Origin of the sequence: Paraburkholderia sp. GAS32, assembly GCF_050434225.1 — a bacterium.
In the GTDB taxonomy this organism is placed as follows: Bacteria; Pseudomonadota; Gammaproteobacteria; order Burkholderiales; family Burkholderiaceae; genus Paraburkholderia; species Paraburkholderia madseniana.
Map to the genome: position 1 here is coordinate 1 of NZ_JBNPVS010000081.1, position 23,304 is coordinate 23,304.

A 23,304-nucleotide genomic window follows, 5' to 3' on the forward strand; every position below is an offset into this window, starting at 1 on the left:
CCTCCATGTCTCCTTCCGATATGGATTTAGCCCGACGCCATGCGGGTCTTTTCTTCGACTACTGACTCGCTATACGTCGCCGAACGCGGTGCTATCGTCGGTTCTCCTTTTGGCGCCGCTCTGATATCCATTTCCTGCGAAAGTACGCAACTCGAAGAGACAGTCAAGGCACACGAAGGGCTGCGGATTGTCCAAGGGCCGACGCGGCTGCGCCCGCTCAGCCGTCGTTCCTTTCGCTTGCAACGTTACTGTTGCCGCATGTGCAACGCCAACTTGTTGTTCGAACTCAATCCGCTGCAGCCGGAGCACTCGGATTAGGTTTGCCTGTATCAGGCCTCAAACATTTTCGACCCGGTCTCAACAGCTCATCCGGGTATGGACGAAGGTGATCGAGTTCTTGGCTGCCATCAACGACCAGGTTTAGTCGATAGGTCTGGAGTTCACGGCAAAAGAATCGTCGGACGGCTATTTACGCTAGCTACTGCCAAAAATTGGCGCAGCGTTAAAGACAGCTATGTGGAAACTCGATGGTCCACACAGCGTGGAAACCACACGTTGGCTGACACAGGGGCCTGACATTCGCTGCCATCGATGTGCAAACGGCAGGAAGGTGCCCTGAAGCTGCCTCACAGACGTCGTTGCCTGAACGTCGGCAATGGCCGAACTGCCGTCCCCGAGATTCCGGCTTGGATGACCGGACCACTCGGTTAGCTGCACTTCGACGGCGGACCGCGCTACCGGCGGCAGTGGGTCGACTACGGCCGAACGCGACGGGTGATCGTCGGCCCCATTCCGGCCGTTGATGCGCGCGGTTGGCATGACCAAGCGTAATTTCCGGCCGCGGTTGATCAGTAAGCGCCGAATAGCCGGTCGAGTGCGGCCAGAACCCGGCTCTGTTCGGATTTGAGCGTTCCGGTCGCAGGACCAAGCTCACTGATTCTGATCGCGCCGAGGAATGGCGTTTCCAGTATGAACATTTCGCCACCGACCTCGATGATCGGCGCCAGATCCTGTGCGACTTTTCCGGATGTGTAATTGCCAGCCACGCGTGTCAGCGGAATAACGACCCGCGAGATCAGACTGCCCAGATGATCGCTCTGCACATCGAGGAGGTAAGGCGACTTCGCCCTGGATCTGGATGAAGGGTTGTTGTACAGATCAAAACGGGCCATCAGAACATCCGGTGTTCGTCAAGCGGCAGGCCGTCGTGCTCGATGCGTGCGTTCAGCTCGGCAATGAAGTCCGCGTGTTGGGCCGCCCACGCGCGCGCTTCAGCCTCGTGAACTTCCTCGCGCAGACCCCGTTCGCTTGCGCGCGAGATGTTGACGTCCAGCTGTTTCGCGCGATCCAGCAGGTCGGTTGGCAACGACACGTTGGTGGGTTTGCGCGTAGATTTCCGCGCCGGTTGAGATATGGCCGGTTCGCCAGACTGCCGAATTTGTGCGGAAATCATGTGCAACTCCTATGCGCATAAACATGCGCATAGTATCGCACATCCGTGCGTAGGGGGAGCGGCGGTCGAAACAGCTTGACGCCATCCCAACATACGATTTTCCATAAAGACTGATCACTTTTTGCGTACCGCTTAAAAGAAAGCAGGTCGACACTGCGTCTTGTCAACGACCCTCCGGCTTGCGTTGCGCACGCCTCCCCGTAAGCTGGTAAAATGTATCGCAAATGCAATACAGTGAGGTTCCCATGAAGACTGCAACGATCCCTGCGCTGCGTGTAGAGCCGGAGCTGCGCAAGGCTGCAGAAGAAGTGCTTAACGAGAACGAGAGTTTGTCCTCGTTCATGGAGGCATCGCTTCGCGAAAGTATTGCGAAGCGCCGGCTCCAGCGGGAATTCGTTGCACGGGGGCTGGCCGCGCGCGACGAAGCCCATCGCACGGGTGAGTACTTCGACGCTGACGATGTGCATGCGGAACTGGCGAGCATGCTACAGGCGGCAAGGACGGCAGGAAAAGACCATTGACGTACCGTGTCCGCTATACCGCCGGCGCCCGTCGTGACGTGCTGCGCCTTTACAGATATCTGCTGGACCGCGATATAGCGGCCGCGGGGCGCGCGCTGGAGGCGTTGCGAAAATCTGCCGAAGTTCTGGAACAATTCCCTTTCACGTGCAGGAAGGCGGATGAACACAACCCCTTTCTGCGCGAACTGATCGTGCCATTTGGCTCGGCAGGATATGTTGTTCTGTTTGAGGTTGAGGACGCGAGTACGGTGAGCATCCTCGCTGTCCGGCACCAGCGCGAGGATGACTATCACTAGGCAACCGCCTGCTAGCCCGTTGCATCATTCAACAACCAGTCAAGGACAGCGATCGAGCGGCGAACCGTCGGACACTGTGAGCGACGGACATCCCGGTTGGGGTCCGTCTGCAGAGTTGGGCTGGACAGTATCTCCGGAATCACGCCTCGTCGCTCGGATCGAGCAGTTCGAGCGTGAACTGCCATCCTTCGAAGGCCATCAGGATTGCGCCGAAATCGTTCCATTCCACACGCTTGCCGTCGATGACGACACAGGGCATGCGGCCGTCTTTAACTCCATCCCACTCGACTCGGCCTCTTACCATTGTGCCAGCGACCTGTAGGCCGCTAGCGTCCTCGTGCAGGTGTTTCACTGACAATGCACGCATGATCTTCTGCACAAGCTTTCCGAGCAGGACGAAGGGGGCCGATTGCGATTCGTCGAGGATCTGGAAGCGGTATCCTTCTGATTCGTCGTTGCCCGCAAGTTCGAACGCTTCAAGCGAAATCTTGTCCCCAAGCAGAAGGCTGCGGAAGTGGAATTCGTGCGAGTCGCCTTCCGCGTCGAGCAGACGAACGGGCGTGAACTGCGGATGTTCGAAACCGACAATGTCCGCCCACTGCGCCATGTCCTCGTTGAAACACCGACTACAGACCGGGCGGTAGATGCCGTCTGATGACGCGGCATTGACGATATCGTACGGAGCCGTTCTCGCGCCGCAACGGAAGCAGGTTTGCTCAGTCATCACTGCACCATCACGTGTAATCGCCCGGGCGGGACGTTGCGTGATTGTCGCATGTGCGTCGGTCGTACTGTGCGAACGCAATGGGACTAGAACTGATCAAATGTCAGCGCTAAATCGAAAAGGTGCACTTTCTGCCACGGTCAAATGTCGAAATGTCGCGGCAGCGATCAACGGTCGGAGTGGGAACGGCTGGGTGCGGCCCAGACTTTATGCTTCCCGAAGTGCCACGACGCCGGTACAGAGCGTTTTGGCGGGTCGACGTCTTCACTGAACGGCAGCGGTACACGTTTTGACCCAGTCTGGGCCAGTTGCGGCGTTGGTCTGAGCTTTCACGCTGACATTCGACGGTCGGTTTTGCAATTAGCTGACGGATTTTCGCGCGCCGATTCTGCCCAGCGCGTCGTCTCGAGGCCAACATAGTCGGCGTTCGTGCTGCTATCAAATGTGTGCCGGCGAAGGTCCGTGATCAGAAAAGTCGAACGCTCACTCCCGCCCCAGAGAGACCCTTAAGGTACATGGGCGTATCTCCTGCTGGCAGGGCGCGTTGGAGAATCTCGCCGAGCGTGGCGATCATCACCGTTAATGCAAGGGGAGGAACCATGGGTTTTTCTTGCCGAACGTTTCTGATCGCTCGTGACGATACCCTCTGGCGGCTGTCAAGCACCCGGTTCGGATGCTGCGAGATACGGCAAGCCACTGTCTGCCCGCTTTTGCGGGGCAACGAGTGCGAATGGCCAGCGTCGTGGTCGAGCTTGTGGCCAGAAACCCGGTGCGCGTCGTTCGGAACGCGTTTTCCATTCTCACCTTCGATGCTGAAGGCCGCATCGACCTGAGCAGATTCGAAAAACAGCAATTTGCCCTCGTGGAGTTGGCCGTCGCACCTGTCATTGCCGTATTCGATGATGGCAACAACCAGACGGTCGTCGACGCAACCTCCCGATTCATTGCACAGGGAGGCCAATGGTTTCCGTCACGCGCCTTGGCGCGCGTCATAGATCAGACCGCATTGGGCCACCGACTGTGTCGGCGCCTGTAGGCGGCTCCTCAAAGGCTGCACTGGCATCCAGTTTTCGGTTCTTAAGTGTAGGAGATGGGGCGACCGCGATCAGATCGGTGGTCACGTAAGCCGACCCTCGCGAGCGTTAAAATCACGGCGATCGAACGGCGGCTTCGTTGGCCGAACTATGGCCGTCTGTGAGCGTCAGGCGGGTAGGGCAGTGGCGGGTCGTATGCAGGACTTGGTCACTGACTTCGGCCAATTACCCCGTGCCCGACGACACGCACACCCGGGCAGGTTGTCTTCGCTGTCGAGCGGTCGGCGCCTCACTCCTGACACAACCCGGTCAGCGCCGGCCGCGACGCGGGTTTCATTAGCGTGTCACGGATCGGGTCGCGATTGTCGTCATCGGAAGTTCCCCACGGGGACATTCAACGCGGGCCCCACATGCGCGGCAGCTTCCGGTCTCGGCATGGTCGCCCGGACCCAGAAGGAATGCCCGGGGATTTCGATTCGAGACGTCCCTGGCAGAAATTCGCCTCGGGCTCCCGTAATGTCTCACCGTCCCCGGTCACCTGTGAAACTCAAAAACGCAACTAACAGTCAAACGCGCTATTATCCGCCACACACGTCAAAACCGGGCCTCCAGGCGGCCGGGCGGCCCAAATCTCCAGCATCCGCGTGCGCCGAAACCCGCGCTCTGCGCAGACCATCGCCCGGATGCGCGTTCTGGTAAATTCGGACACAGGCAGGACAGTCAAAAGTTCGCCGATGAACTCTCGAGGTGTGGCATGGACGTTTCTGATTTCGCGCCCGGCGTATCGTCAGATCGGGACGAAGTCGCGTTCCGGCAATCCGGTCGGATGTGTGGTGTGAATGTGTAATCACACGCCAGGCGCTCGAAGATCATTTCTGGCTGCCGCCGGGAGCGGATGCACGTCGCACGCTCAAGACGTTCGCTGATGGCCAGAAGCGCATCGCGGCGATCGCGGAAAGGAAATCGCTGACGCACCCAGATCAGCCGGTTCGACTTTCGAGTAGCGATTTAGCTACAAAACGTTAGGTGCGACCGGCTTACGCCCGTGGTCGGTCAGAATGCAGAGGACGGTCGGGGTTTGACCGCACCTGGAAATAAAAGCACGATTGCACCAGTTCTGTTGATTCTTGGTATCTATGGGATGGTGTTGCGTGCCATTGGCAAGTCCGGACGACAGCGTTTGTCAGGGTTTCGAGTTGTCTTCAAAGAGAAAATTGGCGACTCACCGTTGCGCGTCAAAACTTATGCTTTCTGTTGCGCAGAATCCGGCTGGAAGCCTTGAGCTACCGTCGCCGGATGCCCGAAAAACGCAACAGTCCCAAACATACCAGTTGTGTTGATTCTTGGCACCTGTGAGGCGGCGTTGCGCGACAGAGGGAATGGCCAAGGTCAGCGTTTATCGACGCCTGAGTGATGTTTTGCAGGGAAAAACCAGCAGGAACCGTTGCGTCGCATGCGTGGCTGTTTCCGTTGCGCAGAATCCGTCTGGAAGCCTTGAGCGGCCGTCGCCGGATGCCCGAAAAGCGCAACACTTCAAAACATACCAGAAGTGTTGATAATTAACATTATGTCAAATCAAGCTTTCTACTGTGCCATACCCACTGGCGAAAACGCGCCGTTCAACGGAGGCACGGCAGCTGGCGCGGGATTTCCCTCCGTCCATCAGCGGCCGGTGCGCTGATACCTCAACTCCCTCTGGCTGCGGATGGCAGCCACCAGCACAACGTCCAACTCGGCTATGAAGCGATACAACGCAAGATAGCCATGAGCTCCATTTGAGATGACCAGTTCACGCATTGCGCTGGCGCCTCGAACAGGTCGTCCAATCTGCGGACTTGACTGGAGGATGTCTAGCGCACGAACGATATCGTCAATGCGTTTTGCGGCGCTCTCCGGCGCGTATTCAAAAAGAAAGTCAAAAATCCGGTCGAAATCTTCGCGGACTTCAGGTGCCAGAACTATTCGCGCCATCGCTTGACCTTCGGTATTCCCGGGTCTCGCCCAGCAGCTTTTTCGCTCAGATAGTCGCGCATGTCAGCCCACTCAACTCCTAAGCCGTTCTCCAGCATGTTTGCAAGACGGTCGTTTCCTTCCTTGAGAAATTCGTGCCGCAACTCTTCACTGGCGACTCGCTCGATAATCGCCTCTAACATGAAGCCGTGCGCCGTTGTGCCCGATTCTTCGGCAAGTTTTGACACCCGATCGCGTAGTTCTGGTGGCAACCGGAGAGTGGTAGTGGACATGGGAATCTCCAAATGTGTCACAACTGTGCTACATCATACGCTTTTCATGGTTAGCTGTGTATAGGTGGCACAGCCCAAGCGACTGAAACACTAAATAATTGGGGGCAAATTATGTTATGTAAAGTCGGACGCTGGAGATGGCGTCAAGCTATTTCGACCGCTGTTTTGCATAAAACTGTTCCCGTTTTTTGCAGAATTTTGTTCCTGGCATCCAGACCTGAACCAAGCACCGCGTGATGCCAAAGGCCTACCTTCTCCCGCATTGCGCCAGCAACCTCAGCAGGCGCTTTCATCAGTATTCAACTCGGCGTTGCATTTAGGGCCTTCCGGAAAAGCCGCAAAATCGCCTCAAATGTTGGTCTGACGAACAACTTTCTGCAAAACCTCCTGAAGCAAACTTGTTCGCGATGTTTCTGTCAGCCGCAATTCGACAGGCCACGCGCGGGAACAAAATTATGCGAACCAACGACGGTCCAACTGCGGAACGGAACGGAGCGGTTCGTGAAGGCCAGTTTCGCCCACTTGGATATCCCGCTGCGCGTCCTATACTAAAAGGGAGCCGCGCGGAAGCCGGCCCCTGAAGCAGAAACGGACGAGAAATCGTTCATTGGGGCGCGGTAGCGGGGCCACGGAAACGCCTGCGTAAATAGCGCGGGCGTTTTCTTTGGGGGGCTGATGAACGCCACGCCGCAAGTGTCGGCATGCTCACCAGCGCCGATCTTACGGGCCCCAGGCCATTCAGTGGCATCGTCTCGGGCCCGGGTCCTCACTAATATGTGCGAAGTGTGGCCACGCCCGCATGAGCGGGTGCAAGGCAACTTGCCCCGGTCATGCACCGCGCAAGCGGGCAAATGCCCCGCTTTGTCATGCCCGTTGGTCAGCGGTCCTGCCTCGTGTCCCATACCCGGAGCACGAAGATTGTGGTCGGGGGATCGGCGTAGGCGGGTTTGATTTCGAGATGGATTTCGTATCGCCCGCCCAGGCACACCCACTTGTGAACCTCGCGGGGCGGCGGGCCGTCGTACCCGTCCAGTTCTTCCCCGAGCCGATGGTGGTGGTCCTCACCCAGCTTCTTCGCTTCGGCCAACAGTGCCTTAACTACCCTTCGCGCCACTGCGACGTCGTTGTAAAGCTTGACGTGGTCAGCGATTTGACCGAGGTCGGACATGGCCTTGCTGGTCAGTTCAACAGGCACGGTCATGCGCGCGGCACCGGCCGTTCGTTTTGCGTCCCGATGCTATCCGCCCACCCTTCGGCTTGCTCCATCGAAACCACACGGCCCGCGTCAACGTCGTCCAGGCCCTCCTGGATCAGACGTCGCTTTTCCTTTTCACGCGCCAAATACGCGATCAAGGCCTTCTTAATGATCCATTGCTTCGGGCGTTCGATCTGCTCGGCCAGGGCGTCAACCTCCTCGGCCAACGCCACGGGTACCTGCGCAGTCAGGGTCCGGGTTGTCGCTGTTGCGGTCATTGATACCCCAATTATGAGTTTCCAATAGTTTCTATTGTAAAACAATAGATTGACTGTGGCGAATCGCCTGAAGGCCTGCGTCTTCCCGCAAACGCTGTCGCAAGGGTATCGGAGATCTTTTGTGGCCACGTGGACCATCCGCCGGCGTGTGTCAACGTGGACCTGAAAATGCTCAGCCGTCTGGCCCACGCGCGGTCAATTCCGCCCTCTTAACTTCTGATGCAACGGCTTCAGCATCCCGCCCTATTTTTCATGGTGACAAGTCGTACTCGACGGCCCGGGCCTATCAGCGAAAGACCCTGCTCCCGGTTCGCGAGCTGTATATATTTTTTCTCGCCGCGCGTTCAGCGTCGACGGTTCCAAACTCGGCGCTATGCGTTAGCGGTGGTTCCCGCTGGCTTGTATCAGCGTCAGGGAACAGAACTGCTGCCCCAGTCTGGACCAGGACGATCCGCGAAATCATGTCGGTCATGGACTTAACCCGCCGTTGTCGATGGCTTGCTGTCCAGTTTGGGGCAAGCAGCGAACCTATCCAATATGCACTACTAAAAAACTGGGATTTGTCCGCTTAAGTCGCGCTTTGCGCATTGACGGGCGCGTGATTGACCCGCTGCGCCCACCTACTTGTCGGGCGCGTCCCACCTGCCTGGCGCACGATGGGCGCCGAGGGACACGCGTGGCCTTCGGTCGCGCATCCGCTTCAGTCCACGTCTCGCACAGAAAGGCACGGTGCCCTTTTCTCGATCGTATGATCCGCATCATGCGTCCCCTCGTATTGGCTTGCCACATCCGCCGTACACGTGACGGACCTGCGCTCACGACAACGTCGAAGGTTGTTGTAGGGAAATAAAATTATAATGGCGCGGCCCATTCACTTTCGGATCGGCCGCATGATGTGTCCCTCTCATGCCGCGCAAGAGCATTGGGCGTCCTGACTTTCTGGCATCAGACCCCCTGCTCCGCTCAAGCCGATCCATCGTATTCAGCCATGCATACTCAGTTCCGCTTTTCCTCCGCGGCTTTCGTGCTTGCGCTAGCGAGCGCACTGTCTGCGTGCTCGACGCCGAAGCCGCTTTACCAGCAAGAACAGTTCGACGCAGGCGATAGCCCCTATATGCACAGGTTCGGCGCGAAGGCGGAACCCGCTTGTGAAGCGGCCCGCCGTGCGTTGCTCAGCCAGGGATATATCGCCAGTTCGACGAGGCCCGATTCGGTCGATGGCTCGAAAAATTTCCAGCCTACCAGCGATTCGCACGCGGTGATCGAAATCCATGTGGTCTGCACAACCGACGACCCCAAAAGCACCAGCAGCACCGCGTACGTGAATGCGGTGCAGGATCGCTATGCGCTGAAGAAGAGCAACACGTCGGCGAGCGTCGGTCTGAGCGTATTCGGATCGCTGTCGCTGCCGATCGGCTCGAGCGATGACTCGATGGTGAAGGTTGCGAGCGAGACGATTCCTGCTGGCGTTTTCTATCAGCGTTTCTTCTTGCTAGTCGATCACTACCTGAAGGCCGACTCCGCCCAGCCTGCCGCTGTTGCCACCGCTGCAGCGCCAAAGGAGGCGCTGCCATCGATGAACGACGCTGTGCCGCCAATCGGAGCAGCCCTGACAGGCAGTGATCCGGAGAAGGCGACGAGCGGCAAGTAAGCGTCGACGGTACCGGGCGCTCGAACCTGTCCTCAAGCCACGTTTCGTCCGCTCACTTTCCCGCCCTGCATCCAGCGACGAAGATGCGAACAGCCTGACGTGCGATGTTGCCGCGCTCGGACACGCCGGGGCGCCGTTGCGTGGCGCAAAGCAGCCGCGTACGGATCCCGCGCAGCATCGGGTGCAGGAATTGCCCGGTCGCGAGAACCACGTCATCGAGCTGCAGCGTCCCGTTAGGCCACCGCCGCGCGCAGATAGTCCGAAAACGGGCTCCGTGCCGCTCGGTCTGCCCTGTTTGTCGATGCGCTTTGATCAGAAGCAAGCTGTGTAGTTCGAACCATCTCCCGGCCATGTGCCGACGTCCTCCTGGTGGAGCCCCACGTTCTCGAGCGCGCTCGGAGCGGATTCGCATCGGGCACCCAGTCGCTCAGCTGGGCAATCCACCGTAACGCGCCATTGTTCACGACCGCCAGTTTGCAGGCGGACGACTTATCAATGTGTACTGCTAACGTTTGCTATGTCAAATCATGAGGCAGGCGGTGTGACGCGCCACTCATTCACATAAAAGAAATTATCAACCCTTTTGGTGTAGCGGCTTTATGTAAATGTCGTGTTTCAGCAAGATACAGATGTCGTGTTTTGCAGCTGATGCACGTCTGCCGATGGTCTCTTCGAGGAGCCGTCAGCGCTTAAGAGTTTTGAACGACGTCCGCGTCAAATCCTCAATTAACCACCTCAAGCACTCTTCAGCAAGCTCATCCAGTTGCCTCCCGGCAAGGGTCATGACCTGCAACCGCCGCTGTGTCAACAAGGGATTATCGAACGGAATAGCGGTCAGCTGATCGGCCGCCAGCCTTTTCGCGACAGACACATACCCCGATGGCATGATCGCGTTCGGCACGACCTGCGCAAAGCGGTAAAGCGCGGCCACGTATCGGCTCGTCATCGTCGGCACAATCTCGATGCTTTCGACATTGCACGCGATGTCGAATAATTGCCGATTTGTTGTCCCCTTGTCCTGCAGCAGCACGGGATACGCGGTGAGCTCCTTCAGCGCAATTTTCGATCGCGTCGCGAGCGGATGCTCAAGATGCATCAACGCCATCACCGGCGCGCGCTGCGTGAACTGCACGACCACGCCTGGCTCAGGTTTGAAGCTGAATGCGAGCGCAATCGACGCTTCCCCCGACAGCAGCATCTGGCTCGCACGATCCGACGGCACCACCTCGAGCAGTAACGCCACATCGGGATGCTTGCTGCAGAACCCCGCCAACGACACCGGCAAAAAGTCGAACGCGAAACCCTCAGTACAAGCGATCGTCAACGTGCGCGAACGCCGGCGCTCGTCGCCCTGAATTTCCTCGAAGACGGATTGCGCATCCGCAAGGGTGCGCTGCGCATGACGCAGCAAGAGCCGTCCTGCATGCGACAACACCATTCCTCGCGCATGACGCTCAAACAACGGCACGCCGAGGTCACCTTCGAGCTTTGCGATATGCCGGCTTAAGGCGGACACCGTCAGGCCGAGCTTTTCCGTCGCCGAAGTCAGGGATCCGGCTTGTGCCACCACTGAAAAATAGTAGAGCGACGGCTCAAGCAGTTTGCGCATGGCACGTAACCAGCATTCCGGAAGGTTTGAATTATATGCAAATGTACCTTGTTTGATTGCGAATACACAAACACGGCAACCGGGCTAATCTGGTCTCAAGCCGAATCACGTACAAACATCATGTCCCGAAAAAGCGCCCTGTCCCTCGCCCGCTCGCATTTCGAAAGCGGCGACTTCCTTGCCACGCTGAGCCGACGCGTGGCCCTCGCTACGGAAAGCCAGCGGCCCGACGCATCCCCGCTCCTGCACCGGTACCTCAGCGAAGAGATTGAACAGTCACTCGTGAAGATCGGTTTCGTCTGCGAGATCATGGAAAACCCTGTAGCGGGTATGCCGCCGTTCCTGATCGGCGAGCGCATCGAATCGCAGGATCGTCCGACGGTGCTGCTTTATGGACACGGCGATGTCATCGACGGCATGGCCTCGAACTGGACCAACGAACGCACGCCGTGGGAGGTGCGCGTCGAAGGCGAACGCTGGTATGGACGCGGCATCGCGGACAACAAGGCACAGCATTCGATCAATCTCGCCGCGCTCGCAGCGGTGTTTGCCGAACGCGGCGAACTCGGCTTCAACGCCAAAATCATCTTCGAGATGGGTGAGGAAGTCGGCTCGCCGGGCCTGAACGCGATGTGCGAATCGTTGCGTGAACGCCTGCGCGCCGACTTGCTGATCGCATCCGATGGCCCGCGTCAACGCGCACTATCGCCGACGATCTTCCTCGGCTCGCGTGGCGCATTGCACTTCCGTCTGCACGTGACGAATCCGGCAGGCGCGCGTCACTCGGGCAACTGGGGCGGCGTGCTCGCCAACCCCGCGACCGTGCTCGCAAATGCGCTCGCGAGCCTCGTCGATGGTCAGGGGCGCATTCGCATCAACGGTCTGCTTCCGCCGCCAATTCCGCCGCATGTGCGCGAACGCGTCGCGTACCTCGAAGTGGGCGCCGATGAGGGCGATCCGCCACTTTCGTCGCATTGGGGTGAACCCGGACTCACGCCGGCCGAACGCGTGTTCGCGTGGAACACGCTCGAAGTGCTGGCGATGAATGCGGGTAATATCGCGAACCCTGTCAGCGCGATTCCGCGTGCCGCTGAAGCGGTGTGCCAGTTGCGCTTCGTCGTCGGCACGGACTGGCTGCGCGCGAAGGAACTCATCACCGCGCATCTGGCGCGCGAAGGCTTCGACAACATCGAAGTGACAATCGAAGCCTCGGGCGCGGCGACGCGTCTCGATCCGAACGATCCGTGGGTCGCGTTCGCCGAGCGTTCGATCGAAGCATCGACTGGCAAGAACGTGACGCTTTTGCCGAACCTCGGCGGGACCATTCCCAACGAATGCTTTGCCAATACGCTCGACCTCGCGACGATCTGGATTCCGCATTCGTACCCCGGCTGCCGTCAGCACGCGCCGGACGAGCACGTGCTCGCACCGGTCATGCGCGAAGCCTTGCAACTGATGACCGGCGTTTTCTGGGACCTGGGCGAGCCTGACGTTCCCGCGCGTCGATAACTCCATTTCGAAGTTCGACCTCTTGCACGGAGCACACATCATGGATTCGACTGTCATCGAGGATCGCACGCGGCCGCAGAACGCCACGCCGTTGCGCCGCCTCATCGTCGCAACGAGTATCGGCAATGCCCTGGAGTGGTTCGATTTCGCGGCTTACGGCTTCTTCGCGGTCACGCTGTCGAAGCTCTTCTTTCCCTCTCACGACGAAACCGTTTCATTGCTGATGACCTTCGGCACGTTCGGTCTTTCTTATGTGTTCCGTCCGCTCGGCGCGCTCATGCTCGGGCGCTATGCGGATCGACGCGGGCGCAAGGCCGCATTGCTTGCTTCGCTTGCGTTGACCACTGTAGGCACGCTCATTTGCGCGTTGATTCCGACGTATGCCGCCATCGGCCTTGCTGCGCCCATCGGCCTGATGACGGCGCGCATCATCATCTCGTTCTCGACGGGCGGCGAGTTTGGCAGCGGAACTGCCTTGATGATCGAGCAGAAAAGCAAGCGCAAAGCGTTTCTCGGAAGCTGGCAGTTCTCCAGTCAAGGCATGAGCACCGTGCTTGCATCGTGCGGGGGTCTTGCGTTGAGCACGATGCTCACGCCCGCGCAGATCGAATCGTGGGGCTGGCGCACGCCGTTCATCTTTGGCTTGCTCGTCGCACCGGTTGGCCTGTATATCCGCAAGCATATCGACGATACGCTACCCGCTTCCACGCAAAGCACGCATAGAAGCGCCCCCGTACGGGACCTGCTCGCGCACAACAAGGGCCGTATTCTTCTCGCCGCGGGGATCATGGCCGTGTCGACGGCGGCAAGCTATCTGATGATCCTCTACATGCCGACGTACGCAGTGAAGCAATTGCATCTACCTGCCTCGACGGGCTTCGCGGCAACCGTCGTCACCGGCACGATCCTCATGCTTTTCACACCGCTGATGGGCCACCTGGCCGACAAATTCGGACGCAGCCGGATGATGGTGATCTCCGCGTTCATTACGTTCGCGACGATCTATCCTTGCTTCGCATGGTTGTTCTCGAGCCCGTCGCTCCCGATGCTCATGGCGATCATGGTGCTGGCCGGCGTATTGAAGGCGATCTACTTCGGTCCGCTCGCCGCCGTGCTCTCGTCGCTCTTTCCGACTTCACTGCGCAGCACGGGCCTCGGCTTCAGCTACAACATCGGCGTGATGGTGTTCGGCGGATTCACGCCCTGGCTCGTCACCGCGATGATCGGCGCCACTCACAACCCGCTGTCTCCCGCGTTCTACCTGATGGCGTGCGCCGTGTTGAGCCTCGCTTGCATCGCGGTCTATCACATCAAGCTCGTGAAATACATCTGAGTTCATCGACATGACCCAAGACATTCGCAATCAGGCCGCCGGCTTCGACGGCTGGCTCATGTACCACTCGGTCGGCGTTTATTCGGGGCATCGTGAAGCGATGCGCGATGCGCTCGCCGCTTTCGCCGATATCTGGTGCGCGCCCGACGACGCGCGCTGGGACGAGGCGCTCGCTGCACGCGCACGACTTCTGGGCGACTGGGCCGCGCTCATCGGCGCACGCGATGCCGGTGTCTTCGGCGCGCAGAACGTCACCGACGCCTTCGCGCGCTATCTTGACGCACTCGACGACGAGACGTTGCGCAACCGCACAGTGCTCGTTGCAGCAGATTGCTTCCCGAGCCTGCACTTCCTGCTTTCGGGCCTTTCCGCGCGACGCGGCTTCGAATTACGCACGGTGCGCGTGCGCGAAGGCGAAGCGTATGTGCGCGATGAGGACTTCATCGAAGCGTGGACGGATGACGTCTCGCTCGCGCTCGTCACATGGGTGTCGTCGCTGACGTCCAAGCGCGTGAATCTCGACGCGATGTGCGCGCAGGCGCGTCGTCGCGGCAGCCTCGTCGCGCTCGATGTGACGCAAGGCATCGGCATCTTGCCCTTCGATCTCACTGACACGCCCTTCGATTTCGTCTGCGGCTCGACGCTCAAATGGCTGTGCGGCGCGCCGGGCACGGGTTTAGGCTATATCGCGCCAAAGGCGTTCCTCGATGGCCGTGCGACGCCTGCCGTGCGGGGCTGGTTCAGTCAGGAAGATCCGTTCAACTGGGACATCGACGCATTCACGTATGCATCAGATGCACGCCGCTTCGATACCGGCACGCCATCGATTCTGCCTTTCATTGCATCGCAGCCGGGCATGTCATGGATGCGATCGCAGCCCGCGGGAAGCGTTCGTTTGCACAATCTCGCGCTCGCTCATGAACTCATTGCGATGATGGACGACAAGGGCTATCGCCTGCTCTCGCCACACAACGACGACGAACGCGGCGGCAGCATCATGGCAGAAGCGCCCGCGCATCTCGATGCCGCGAAGATCGTCGTGCAACTGAAGGAATCGGGCGTGTTCGTCGATTCGAGAAGCCGCACGCTGCGCTTCTCGCCGGGCATCTCCACGACGCGCGTGGGGCTCGAACGGCTCGCGCAAGGTCTGCCGAAATGAAGTCCGGTGCCATTCGCTCACGCGCGCCGCGACGCAGCGGCATCGCGTGCGTGCTGACGGGGCCGCCGGCAAGCGCTGTGCAATGCGCCCTGCCGTGCCCCTTTCATCACCTACGCGAATCATCATGAACTCGACTGTTTCCGCATCCATCCTCAGCGACGCCGCAATCGAAGGCGTGCAAGGCTTCCTCATTCCGATGAGCTGCACCGACCTGCCCGAGACGATGCAATTCTTCATTGCGCGCCTGGGGTTCCGGCTCGATGCCATCTTCCCCGCCGATGGCCCGCGCACCGCGATCCTCTCGCGCGACAGTTTCAAGATCAAGCTCGGCCTCGACGTCAAAGACGGACTGCAAACGCTGCAAGTACTGTGCAACGATCCCGCGCAAACGCCGGGAGAAACGCGAGAACTCGTCGCACCGAACGGCGTGACCGTGCGCCTCGTGCATGCGAATCCGCCGATGCATCTGCCCGAGACGCGACAACAACTCGTTCTCGCGCATGCAGGCGACAATGCGCACTGGAGCGTGGGCCGCGCGGGCATGCGTTATCGCGATCTGTTGCCCGAGCGTCATGGGGGCGCGTTCATCGCCTCGCATATCCGCATTCTCGATGGCGGCCCGGTGCCGGACTACGTGCACTATCACAAGATCCGCTTTCAGACAATCTTCTGCCGCAAGGGATGGGTCCGCCTCGCGTACGAAGGACAAGGCGAGCCGTTCCTGCTCGAAGCCGGCGACTGCGTGTTGCAGCCGCCGGAGATTCGGCATCGCGTGCTGGAGAGTTCGGCGGGCGCGGAAGTGATCGAGTTGGGCAGTCCGGCCGAGCACATCACGATGGCCGATCACGACATGAGTTTGCCGACATCGCTCTACGATTCCGCGCACGATTTCAACGGACAAACCTTCGTGCGTCATATCGCGAAGAATGCGACGTGGACGCCGTGGAAATCGCCGGGCTTCATCGTGACCGATACGCGCATTGGTCAGGCAACCAAGGGGCTCGCGGGCGTGCGCGTCGTGCGCCCCGTTGCCGATGGACAAGCCGCCGTGCGCATGCACGACACGGAATTCTGCTTCTTCTTCGTGCTCGCTGGCAACGTGGAAGTCTCCGCGAACGAGCAGCGCTGGCAACTCGCCGCCGACGACAGCATCGCGATTCCCGGCAAGCTTGCTTATACGTTCACGCAATGCAGCGGGGATCTCGAACTGCTTGAGGTGACGTTGCCCGCGGACTTCTCGCTCGCATAATCTCTCTTACTCATCACGCTCATGATCGACAGCCATACAGTTGCTTTTGTATCGGGCGCAAATGGCGGGCTGGGCGCGCAGTTCGTCGCGCGCCTGCTCGCACGCGGCGCAGGCAAGGTGTATGCCGCGTCGCGTGCGGGCGATGTCGAACTCCGCGATGCCCGAATCGTTCCCGTCCCGCTCGATGTCACCGACGAAGCCAGCGTGCATGGCGCCGCGCGCCTTGCCGCCGATACGACGCTTCTCGTCAACAACGCGGGCGTGAATCGTCATACGGGCTTTCTCGCGCCCGATGCGATCGATGATGCGCGCGCCGAAATGGATGTGAACTACTTCGGCACGCTGCGAATGGCGCGGGCCTTTGCGCCCGCGCTAATCTCTTCGCACGGCGCGATGATCAACGTCTTGTCGATACTCGCACGCACGAGCCTGCCCGCGATGGGTTCGCTGTGCGCATCGAAGGCGGCGGCGTTGCGTCTCACCGAATCGCTGCGCGCGGAACTCGCGCCGCATCGCGTGCGCGTCTATGCAGCAATGCCCGGCGCAATCGATACCGACATGAGCCGCGACTTCGACGGCCCGAAGCTCTCGCCCGCCGACACCGCCGACGCCGCGCTCGACGCATTGACGGGCAGCGCAAGCGAAATTTATATCGGCGCGATGGCCCAGCAGCTTGCCGAAGGTCTCGCGCTCGATCGCGCCGCTACGCAAGCCCAGCTTCTTTAATGGAGACGACTTTGGGTTCATACCTCGACATCGACAGTCACGACGGCAAGCGCTTTCGTGCATATCACGCTGCGCCCGCGCAAGGCTCTGGCCCCGGCCTCGTGCTCTTGCAGGAAATCTTCGGCATCAACGCGTATATGCGCGCGATGGCCGACCGCTTCGCGGAAGAAGGTTACGTCGTGCTCGTACCCGACCTCTTCTGGCGCATGAAGCCCAACGTCGAACTCGGCTCCGGCGAGGCGGACTTCAACGAGGCGTTATGCTATAACGAGGCGCTCGATATCGACCTGGCGATACACGACATCGGCTCGACGCTCGCCGCATTGCGCGCCTTGCCGATGCAGGCCGGCAAGGTCGGCGCGATCGGTTACTGCCTCGGCGGAAAGCTGGCGATGCTCGCCGCCGCCCGCCTCGATCTCGATTGCGCGACGAGCTATTACGGCGTCGGCCTCGACGCGTATATCGACGAAGTGCCGTCGATAAGATGCCCGATGCTCTTCCATTTCGGCGGCAACGATGCATTCTGTCCGCCGCCGACACGCGAGCGCCTGCTCGAAGCCTTCGCGAAGAATCCGCGCATCGAAGCGCATGTCTATTCCGATTGCGATCACGCGTTCGCAACGCCCGAACGCCCGCACTACGACAAGCCCGCCGCGACGATGGCGTATTCGCGCACGGTTGCATTACTGCGTAACACGCTCGGGCCGATCCACGATCTGAACACCCTGTGGGAACGTCACTGCTACTACGAGTTCGCGACGCGCGACGTCGATGCCGTGATGCCGACGATGGTCGCCGAGCCCTACGTCAACCATGTCCCGACGATGACGGGCGGCGTTGGCCACGACGAGCTCAAGCGCTTCTATCGCTATCACTTTCTCAACGCGAATCCCGAGGACACGAGGCTCATACCGATCTCGCGGACGATTGGCGCGGATCGCATCGTCGACGAGTTCGTGTTCTGCGCGACGCATGACCGCGAAATCGACTGGCTGCTTCCCGGTCTCGAACCGACCGGCAAATACTTTGAGGTGCCGATGCTCGCGGTCGTGTGCTTTCGCGGCGACAAGCTTTACAACGAGCATATTTACTGGGATCAGGCATCCGTACTCGTGCAGATCGACGTGCTTGATCCAAAAGGGTTGCCTGTCGCGGGTATTCAGACCGCGAAGAAAATGATCGACGAGACCTTGCCGACCAACACGTTAATGCGCAATTGGGAGTCCAGCGAAGGCAAGCCGATCTGAATCTGCAGCTTCGTAAGAGCGCGCTGCCTGCGAAGGCAGCGCGCTTTTCATTTCAGCCGTGAGCAAACAAATCGCAAGCTTTGCGCTTCTCGCAAACCAACGTTGATAGATTACGAATACAAGAATCATTGCGACTCTGTACTGTTGCATCGCGGAGTAGACAATGCTATACGCGAACCGGCACAAGCCCTCAACCACCTCAACTTCGGTATGCCAATGAACACACAGACAATATCGTGCGCTGCCCTTCTTGCCCTTTGCAGCATCGGCCAGGCCCATGCCGGTTCGGTCACGTTGTATGGACTCGTCGACTATGGCGTTAACTATCAGAGCAACGCGGGCGGCGGACGGCTGTATAGCGGCGCGAGTGGCATCATGCAGGGTTCGCGGTGGGGCTTTAAGGGTGTAGAGGATCTCGGTGACGGGATGTCGGCGATCTTCCAGCTCGAAAACGGCTTCGATCTTGGCAAGGGCACAGCGCTACAGGGCGGAACACTGTTCGGGCGGCAGGCATACGTGGGCCTGTCGAGCAACACATACGGCACGGTCACGCTCGGACGTCAGTACGATTCGCTCGTGACTTTCGTCGAGACGCGCATGAACTCGTCGAACTATGGCGGCGGCACGACGGCGCATCCGGGCGATCTCGACAACCTCAACAACAGCAAGCGCGTCAACAGCTCGGTGAAGTACGCGAGCCCCAACCTGGGCGGCTTCACGTTCGGTGGCGTATATGGATTTGGCGGACAAGCGGGCGACTTCTCGCGCAATCAGATCTGGTCGACGGGCATCGGCTATGACTACGGCAACTTCTCGGCGGGCGCAGCATATATGAACGTGCGCAACCCGAACCAGTCGTTCTTCACGAGTACGCCGACGAACGTCGCGGGCACGAACGTCAATAACATGACGTCCAGCCCTGTGTTTAGCGGTTATGCATCGGCGCATACGTATCAGGCCATTGCGGCTGCTGGACGGTACACCATCGGGCCAGCGACCATCGGTCTGGTCTATAGCAATGTGCAATTCAAAGATCTCGGCGACACGTCATCCGGATCGAATCCGCTGCGGCTTTCGGGCACCGCGAAGTTCGATATCGCCGAAGTCAATGTCACGTATTACTGGACACCTGCTCTGTTGAGTGAGTTGGTCTATAGCTATACGCGCGGATCGGGCGTGGAAAGCATCGGCAGTTCACACTACAACAACTTCTCTTTATCGCTCGATTATTATCTATCGAAGCGCACCGATGTCTATGTAATCAGCAGCACGCAGTTCGCGAGCGGAACCGACTCGACCGGACACGCTGCGCGTGCCACGTTGAATGCGCTGACGGCGTCGTCGTCGGATCGACAAACATTCGTGCAGTTGGGAATACGGCACAAATTCTAAAGCATCGCTGCAGCGTGGAACCCCGCGCGAAGCTGGGGTTTGCTTCGATAGGATCTGCACGCATGATGTAAGACCAAAGTCCACATGGCCCCGAGCGTCTCTTATGCACTCGAAGGGGGGCGGCTCGGCCAACCGTATGCGTCTCCAGTCGCGGCGACACCCGGGAGCCGACGAAAGTCCCTTGTCGGCCGAGGTCGAATCTATCGCCGAGAATGAACTCGCTTGCGCGCTCTCCAAGTATGATGTCCCTACGATCGCAAGATTACATGTGGCTTTCGAAGGATCAACCTCTTCGGGCCGTATTCCGCGTCCCTTGGGACGCTCGCTTTTGCAGTTGACGTTGGTTCCCATACCTCGCCCATTGGGGCGACGTCATTCATTGGGCCTCTGATCGCCTCTGCCGGGAGCGTCAGTACTGTTGATGCAGTCGATGATTGCTTTCAGACTTGCAACTCCTTCGCGTATCTGCGCCTCAGAAAACCCTCCAAATCCAAGCATCAGGCCGGGCCGCGGCGCGGAACCTTCGTACATCGGAGTGATTGCTCTAACGGCGATTCCAGCGTTGTACGCCATATCAGCAATCTTGCAGTCGTCAGTGCCTTCTGGCAGCCAGGCGACGATGTGCATGCCTTGGTCGCTTGGCTGCACTTCTATCATCGGTATCTGTCTGGTCAGTTCGTCGAGCAAAGTGGCCCGACGCTGAGCATAGATTCGCCGTATGCGGCGTATGTGCGTCTCGAAGTAGCCGTCTCTCATGAAGGCCGCAATGACGTGCTGGTCTGCGATCGGTGAGTGCCGGTCCATAAGCGCTCGAGCGCCGGCAAACGCTTCAATTAGCGGGTCAGGAACGATTGCGTAACCGAGCCTGAGCGACGGGGCGAGTACTTTACTGTAAGTTCCAAGGTAAATAACGCGTGCAGGATCCAGACCTTGCATGGAGGGAAATGGATGCCCCGCGTAACGCAACTCACTGTCGTAATCGTCTTCAACGACCCAAGCATCGTTCTCGCGCGCCCATGTCAACAACGCCGCTCGTCGCGGCATGCTTAGAGGCATCCCAAGAGGGTACTGGTGCGACGGAGTGACGAATACGGCTTTCGCAGGCGGAAACTTGCTGATGCCGTGCGCGAGGTTCATGCCGCTATTGTCTACCGGCAATCTAAACAATGTCGCCTGGGAATCCGCGAGCACCGCAGTGAGGCCAGGATATGAGGGATTCTCTGTCCACGCGACATCTCCTACTCCCAACAAGACGCGGGAAGAAAGATAGAGCCCCTGCTGCGTGCCGCTTGTGATAATGACGTTAGCCGCTGTACACGTGACTGCGCGAGATCTTCGAACGTAGTCAGCGACCGCCTCTCTCAAAGAACTGAGGCCCGCAGGGTCTCCATATGTTGTTGGAGCGGCCGCTTGTGTAGCTCGCACCCTGTTGCTAATCCGCCGCCACGTATCGTCGAGCGCCACGTCTCCCTTGGGTATCGGCGCGTTGCGCACGCGTGACATCCTTCTGCTTGCCGAGGACGCACAGTCCGCAGGTGCTGCCGCCGTGCTTCTGGCTCCGGTGTCGTACCAGAAACTCACGCAGGACGAGGTGTTCAAGCTTTACGAGCGGGTTACGCGCACCCTTACCGAGTACCATGCGTCGCAGCCAGCGTTCAATCCTGTGGCGCCAAATGCGTCCCCACTCACACCAATCGACACGTTCGACGGGATCAGGGCACGAAGCCGATTCACCCGTGCGACAGCTTCACCAAGATCGCTCGGCACGCCGGGGATTTTTATCGATGCCACGTTCGGCAGGCTCGCGATGCGGCCGTGCAGTTCATCCGTGAATTCGAAGTGAGTGGTACCCGGGTTGTCATACACGCAAAGCGGTACTGAAATCGGAGGCTTGTTCCCCCGCACCTGCCTGGCCATCACCAGGGCCGCGCAGGAAAAGAACGCAAATCGCGCTGATTCGGAATCGCATCGGCTCGAAGGTATTTGGGCCATGTTCCGTCAGTTCGGAAGTCTTCGCGTAGTTGCCGCAGCTGCGCAGATGTTGGAATTCACAAAAGCACCGAGCCTCCCCCTCCCGATCCGACCTTTGCCCGAAGACGCACGCAAGAACCTGCAGCAGATGATCTCAACGCTGGATCTCCAGTAAGCGTTTCGACGGTGCTCCGCTCAGCATCTTCCGGATCACGTGGAATTTGGTGGGCCGTTTCCGGATGCAGATGTGACGAAGGTGCAGCGGACGACTGTTGAACAAACGAGACAAGGATGAGACGTGAGATTTCAAAAACCGTTGCTGGATGCTCCAGAGATTTGTCGGCTAGGCGCCGATACTCTTTCTAAACATTATGCGAACGGTAGTCTGTCGCCGGTCGAAGTTTTGAAGGCGACTATCGAGCACGCTCACAAAATCAATAGCCGCTTCAACGCTTTCACGCTCATCAATGGGGATAGCGCTCTTCTCGAGGCACGGAAAGCTGAAGCGCGCTGGCGAAGCGGCACCGCTCGATCGAAGCTCGATGGCGTTCCGGCCACTGTAAAGGACGTATTGATGGTGGAAGGGCTCGTAAGCCGCTGGGGAAGCCGCGCGACGGAGAATAAAGTGTCGGATTCCGATGCGCCTTCTGTTGCTGCATTACGTCGCGATGGGGCAGTTGTATTCGGCCTGACAGCGACTCCTGAATTCGGGTGGAAAGGCGTGACAGACAGTCCGCTGACCGGTGTCACCTTGAACCCATGGAACTGCAGGTTGACGCCTGGTGGGTCATCCGGGGGAGCTGCGGTGGCCGCGCTGACCGGAGCCGGCGTCCTTCATATCGGCACTGATGGCGGCGGTTCAAATCGCATTCCCGCGTCCTTCACTGGCACGGTGGGTGTAAAGCCGACGTTTGGTCGGGTCCCTGTCTACCCGGTCAGTAAATACGGAACGATCTCTCACGTTGGACCCATCGCCCGGTAGGTTTCTGACGTCGCTTTCATGATGGAATCGATGATCTGCCGTGACCTCCGGGACTGGACCCAAGCACCTGATTCGAAGGCATTCCATCGACGCAAGTCGTTTTCGCTGCGTGGGCTGCGGATCGGGTTCTGGGACGCGCCTGCATGCGGGGCGTCGGAAGCTGAAGTATTGTCGGTCGTTAGTCGCGCAGTAAGCGACCTGGAAGCAGCTGGCGTCAACGTCGAGCCCTTCGAAATGCGCGCCGACTTCGATTTGCTTCACATCTTCAGGACGCTCTGGTATGCCGGTGCGGCCGCCTTGGTCAAATCGCTTCCAGAGAGCCGAGTGCCTGAACTTGAACTCGGATTTCACCAAATCGCGAAGGCCGGCGAGCAAACGTCGGGGACGGCATTCAGTCAAGCGCAAGTAGCGAGAGCGATGTTTGGTGCTTGGATGGACGCACAGCTTGAATCGTTCGATTTTGTTATATCCCCCACAACCCCCGTACTGCCTTTCGATGCAGGACGTGATGTTCCTCTCAATTCATCTTTTAAACAGGCGATCGAGTGGATGGGTTTCACGTTCCCAATCAATCTCAGTCAGCAACCTGCGTGTTCAGTCCCTGCGGGGTTCAGTGAGAGTGGTCTACCAGTCGGAATGAACCGCCCCGAGAATCGTGGAGGCTGGTTGGTTTAAGTTGATGCCGGCACAGCGATGGTATTGCTGAATTGCCGGTAGTAGTTTGCCTCAGCT

22 protein-coding genes and 2 pseudogenes are annotated in these 23,304 nt (G+C 59.2%); 14 read left to right on the forward strand and 10 right to left on the reverse strand.

Annotated features, from left to right (window positions below):
* Positions 1-848 precede the first annotated feature (848 nt).
* Positions 849-1,172: a CcdB family protein gene (locus P3T25_RS46370; RefSeq protein ID WP_429364296.1), complete on the reverse strand. Its 324-nt coding sequence runs from the start codon at positions 1,170-1,172 to the stop codon at positions 849-851.
* On the reverse strand, positions 1,172-1,453 hold the full coding sequence (locus tag P3T25_RS46375; protein ID WP_429364298.1) for a type II toxin-antitoxin system CcdA family antitoxin: 282 nt from the start codon (positions 1,451-1,453) through the stop codon (positions 1,172-1,174). The genes P3T25_RS46370 and P3T25_RS46375 overlap by 1 nt, the downstream gene beginning before the upstream one ends.
* Before the next feature lie 245 nt (positions 1,454-1,698).
* On the opposite strand from P3T25_RS46375, the gene P3T25_RS46380 reads away from it, so the two are divergent.
* Both P3T25_RS46380 and P3T25_RS46385 read left to right on the forward strand, forming a co-directional pair.
* Positions 1,699-1,974, forward strand: coding sequence for a YlcI/YnfO family protein (locus P3T25_RS46380; protein WP_172177869.1), 276 nt, complete (start codon positions 1,699-1,701; stop codon positions 1,972-1,974).
* Positions 1,971-2,270, forward strand: coding sequence for a type II toxin-antitoxin system RelE/ParE family toxin (locus tag P3T25_RS46385; protein ID WP_429364301.1), 300 nt, complete (start codon positions 1,971-1,973; stop codon positions 2,268-2,270). Before P3T25_RS46380 ends, P3T25_RS46385 begins: the two co-directional genes overlap by 4 nt.
* 139 nt (positions 2,271-2,409) lie before the next feature.
* Here the strand turns inward: P3T25_RS46385 and P3T25_RS46390 are convergent, their stop codons facing one another.
* Complete coding sequence (locus P3T25_RS46390; RefSeq protein ID WP_429364303.1) at positions 2,410-2,994, reverse strand: DUF7713 domain-containing protein; 585 nt, start codon at positions 2,992-2,994, stop codon at positions 2,410-2,412.
* A 730-nt stretch (positions 2,995-3,724) separates the two neighbouring features.
* Between P3T25_RS46390 and P3T25_RS46395 the strand changes: the two genes are divergently transcribed.
* Both P3T25_RS46395 and P3T25_RS46400 read left to right on the forward strand, forming a co-directional pair.
* Positions 3,725-4,030: a hypothetical protein gene (locus P3T25_RS46395; RefSeq protein ID WP_429364305.1), complete on the forward strand. Its 306-nt coding sequence runs from the start codon at positions 3,725-3,727 to the stop codon at positions 4,028-4,030.
* 826 nt (positions 4,031-4,856) lie between these two features.
* A complete protein-coding gene (locus P3T25_RS46400) occupies positions 4,857-5,054 on the forward strand; it encodes a DUF1488 family protein (RefSeq protein WP_429364307.1) in 198 nt (65 codons plus the stop codon).
* A gap of 636 nt (positions 5,055-5,690) precedes the next feature.
* Here P3T25_RS46400 and P3T25_RS46405 read toward each other — a convergent pair.
* The 4 genes from P3T25_RS46405 to P3T25_RS46420 all read right to left on the reverse strand — a co-directional run bounded on the left by P3T25_RS46405 (position 5,691) and on the right by P3T25_RS46420 (position 7,744).
* On the reverse strand, positions 5,691-5,999 hold the full coding sequence (locus P3T25_RS46405; RefSeq protein ID WP_266261048.1) for a type II toxin-antitoxin system RelE/ParE family toxin: 309 nt from the start codon (positions 5,997-5,999) through the stop codon (positions 5,691-5,693).
* Positions 5,987-6,271 (reverse strand): CopG family ribbon-helix-helix protein, encoded by a 285-nt coding sequence (locus tag P3T25_RS46410; RefSeq protein WP_408183045.1) that lies wholly within the window; start codon positions 6,269-6,271, stop codon positions 5,987-5,989. The genes P3T25_RS46405 and P3T25_RS46410 overlap by 13 nt, the downstream gene beginning before the upstream one ends.
* Before the next feature lie 877 nt (positions 6,272-7,148).
* On the reverse strand, positions 7,149-7,472 hold the full coding sequence (locus tag P3T25_RS46415) for a type II toxin-antitoxin system RelE/ParE family toxin (protein ID WP_429364309.1): 324 nt from the start codon (positions 7,470-7,472) through the stop codon (positions 7,149-7,151).
* Positions 7,469-7,744, reverse strand: coding sequence for a CopG family ribbon-helix-helix protein (locus P3T25_RS46420; protein WP_408313081.1), 276 nt, complete (start codon positions 7,742-7,744; stop codon positions 7,469-7,471). Before P3T25_RS46420 ends, P3T25_RS46415 begins: the two co-directional genes overlap by 4 nt.
* Positions 7,745-8,732: 988 nt before the next feature.
* On the opposite strand from P3T25_RS46420, the pseudogene P3T25_RS46425 reads away from it, so the two are divergent.
* Positions 8,733-9,371: pseudogene (locus P3T25_RS46425) on the forward strand (DUF2242 domain-containing protein); the annotation flags it as partial.
* A 76-nt stretch (positions 9,372-9,447) separates the two neighbouring features.
* Here P3T25_RS46425 and P3T25_RS46430 read toward each other — a convergent pair.
* Both P3T25_RS46430 and P3T25_RS46435 read right to left on the reverse strand, forming a co-directional pair.
* A complete protein-coding gene (locus P3T25_RS46430; RefSeq protein WP_429364312.1) occupies positions 9,448-9,807 on the reverse strand; it encodes a TetR/AcrR family transcriptional regulator C-terminal domain-containing protein in 360 nt (119 codons plus the stop codon).
* A 270-nt stretch (positions 9,808-10,077) separates the two neighbouring features.
* Entirely contained in the window at positions 10,078-11,004 is a 927-nt protein-coding gene (locus P3T25_RS46435) for a LysR family transcriptional regulator (protein ID WP_429364314.1), read from the reverse strand.
* Positions 11,005-11,124: 120 nt separating this feature from the next.
* Here P3T25_RS46435 and P3T25_RS46440 point away from each other — a divergent pair, with 120 nt between their 5' ends.
* The 7 genes from P3T25_RS46440 to P3T25_RS46470 all read left to right on the forward strand — a co-directional run bounded on the left by P3T25_RS46440 (position 11,125) and on the right by P3T25_RS46470 (position 19,619).
* The gene (locus P3T25_RS46440; protein ID WP_429364316.1) at positions 11,125-12,513 is read left to right on the forward strand and encodes a M20 family metallopeptidase; all 1,389 of its coding nucleotides are present in this window, start codon (positions 11,125-11,127) and stop codon (positions 12,511-12,513) included.
* Positions 12,514-12,553: 40 nt separating this feature from the next.
* The gene (locus P3T25_RS46445; RefSeq protein WP_429364318.1) at positions 12,554-13,846 is read left to right on the forward strand and encodes an MFS transporter; all 1,293 of its coding nucleotides are present in this window, start codon (positions 12,554-12,556) and stop codon (positions 13,844-13,846) included.
* A 10-nt stretch (positions 13,847-13,856) separates the two neighbouring features.
* Positions 13,857-15,005, forward strand: coding sequence for an aminotransferase class V-fold PLP-dependent enzyme (locus P3T25_RS46450; protein WP_429364320.1), 1,149 nt, complete (start codon positions 13,857-13,859; stop codon positions 15,003-15,005).
* A 124-nt stretch (positions 15,006-15,129) separates the two neighbouring features.
* Positions 15,130-16,254, forward strand: coding sequence for a cupin (locus P3T25_RS46455; RefSeq protein WP_429364322.1), 1,125 nt, complete (start codon positions 15,130-15,132; stop codon positions 16,252-16,254).
* A gap of 21 nt (positions 16,255-16,275) precedes the next feature.
* Complete coding sequence (locus P3T25_RS46460; protein ID WP_429364323.1) at positions 16,276-16,980, forward strand: SDR family NAD(P)-dependent oxidoreductase; 705 nt, start codon at positions 16,276-16,278, stop codon at positions 16,978-16,980.
* Between the two features lie 11 nt (positions 16,981-16,991).
* Complete coding sequence (locus tag P3T25_RS46465) at positions 16,992-18,227, forward strand: dienelactone hydrolase family protein (protein WP_429364325.1); 1,236 nt, start codon at positions 16,992-16,994, stop codon at positions 18,225-18,227.
* A gap of 216 nt (positions 18,228-18,443) precedes the next feature.
* The gene (locus tag P3T25_RS46470) at positions 18,444-19,619 is read left to right on the forward strand and encodes a porin (RefSeq protein WP_429364327.1); all 1,176 of its coding nucleotides are present in this window, start codon (positions 18,444-18,446) and stop codon (positions 19,617-19,619) included.
* A gap of 372 nt (positions 19,620-19,991) precedes the next feature.
* On the opposite strand, the gene P3T25_RS46475 is transcribed toward P3T25_RS46470, so the two are convergent.
* Entirely contained in the window at positions 19,992-21,122 is a 1,131-nt protein-coding gene (locus P3T25_RS46475) for a PLP-dependent aminotransferase family protein (RefSeq protein WP_429364329.1), read from the reverse strand.
* Between the two features lie 388 nt (positions 21,123-21,510).
* Here P3T25_RS46475 and P3T25_RS46480 point away from each other — a divergent pair, with 388 nt between their 5' ends.
* Together P3T25_RS46480 and P3T25_RS46485 are read left to right on the forward strand one after the other, a co-directional pair.
* On the forward strand, positions 21,511-21,765 hold the full coding sequence (locus P3T25_RS46480; protein ID WP_429364331.1) for a hypothetical protein: 255 nt from the start codon (positions 21,511-21,513) through the stop codon (positions 21,763-21,765).
* Positions 21,766-21,888: 123 nt separating this feature from the next.
* Positions 21,889-23,247 (forward strand): annotated as a pseudogene (locus tag P3T25_RS46485) (amidase family protein).
* Positions 23,248-23,304 lie beyond the last annotated feature (57 nt).

What these genes read in the sequence shown, in the direction of transcription:
- P3T25_RS46370 (WP_429364296.1), bottom strand. Translation starts at nt 1,172, where the DNA reads ATGGCCCGTTTTGATCTGTACAACAACCCTTCATCCAGATCCAGGGCG.
- P3T25_RS46375 (WP_429364298.1), bottom strand. Translation starts at nt 1,453, where the DNA reads ATGATTTCCGCACAAATTCGGCAGTCTGGCGAACCGGCCATATCTCAA.
- P3T25_RS46380 (WP_172177869.1), top strand. Translation starts at nt 1,699, where the DNA reads ATGAAGACTGCAACGATCCCTGCGCTGCGTGTAGAGCCGGAGCTGCGC.
- P3T25_RS46390 (WP_429364303.1), bottom strand. Translation starts at nt 2,994, where the DNA reads ATGACTGAGCAAACCTGCTTCCGTTGCGGCGCGAGAACGGCTCCGTAC.
- P3T25_RS46395 (WP_429364305.1), top strand. Translation starts at nt 3,725, where the DNA reads ATGGCCAGCGTCGTGGTCGAGCTTGTGGCCAGAAACCCGGTGCGCGTC.
- P3T25_RS46405 (WP_266261048.1), bottom strand. Translation starts at nt 5,999, where the DNA reads ATGGCGCGAATAGTTCTGGCACCTGAAGTCCGCGAAGATTTCGACCGG.
- P3T25_RS46410 (WP_408183045.1), bottom strand. Translation starts at nt 6,271, where the DNA reads ATGTCCACTACCACTCTCCGGTTGCCACCAGAACTACGCGATCGGGTG.
- P3T25_RS46415 (WP_429364309.1), bottom strand. Translation starts at nt 7,472, where the DNA reads ATGACCGTGCCTGTTGAACTGACCAGCAAGGCCATGTCCGACCTCGGT.
- P3T25_RS46420 (WP_408313081.1), bottom strand. Translation starts at nt 7,744, where the DNA reads ATGACCGCAACAGCGACAACCCGGACCCTGACTGCGCAGGTACCCGTG.
- P3T25_RS46430 (WP_429364312.1), bottom strand. Translation starts at nt 9,807, where the DNA reads ATGCGAATCCGCTCCGAGCGCGCTCGAGAACGTGGGGCTCCACCAGGA.
- P3T25_RS46435 (WP_429364314.1), bottom strand. Translation starts at nt 11,004, where the DNA reads ATGCGCAAACTGCTTGAGCCGTCGCTCTACTATTTTTCAGTGGTGGCA.
- P3T25_RS46440 (WP_429364316.1), top strand. Translation starts at nt 11,125, where the DNA reads ATGTCCCGAAAAAGCGCCCTGTCCCTCGCCCGCTCGCATTTCGAAAGC.
- P3T25_RS46445 (WP_429364318.1), top strand. Translation starts at nt 12,554, where the DNA reads ATGGATTCGACTGTCATCGAGGATCGCACGCGGCCGCAGAACGCCACG.
- P3T25_RS46450 (WP_429364320.1), top strand. Translation starts at nt 13,857, where the DNA reads ATGACCCAAGACATTCGCAATCAGGCCGCCGGCTTCGACGGCTGGCTC.
- P3T25_RS46455 (WP_429364322.1), top strand. Translation starts at nt 15,130, where the DNA reads ATGAACTCGACTGTTTCCGCATCCATCCTCAGCGACGCCGCAATCGAA.
- P3T25_RS46460 (WP_429364323.1), top strand. Translation starts at nt 16,276, where the DNA reads ATGATCGACAGCCATACAGTTGCTTTTGTATCGGGCGCAAATGGCGGG.
- P3T25_RS46470 (WP_429364327.1), top strand. Translation starts at nt 18,444, where the DNA reads ATGAACACACAGACAATATCGTGCGCTGCCCTTCTTGCCCTTTGCAGC.
- P3T25_RS46475 (WP_429364329.1), bottom strand. Translation starts at nt 21,122, where the DNA reads ATGTCACGCGTGCGCAACGCGCCGATACCCAAGGGAGACGTGGCGCTC.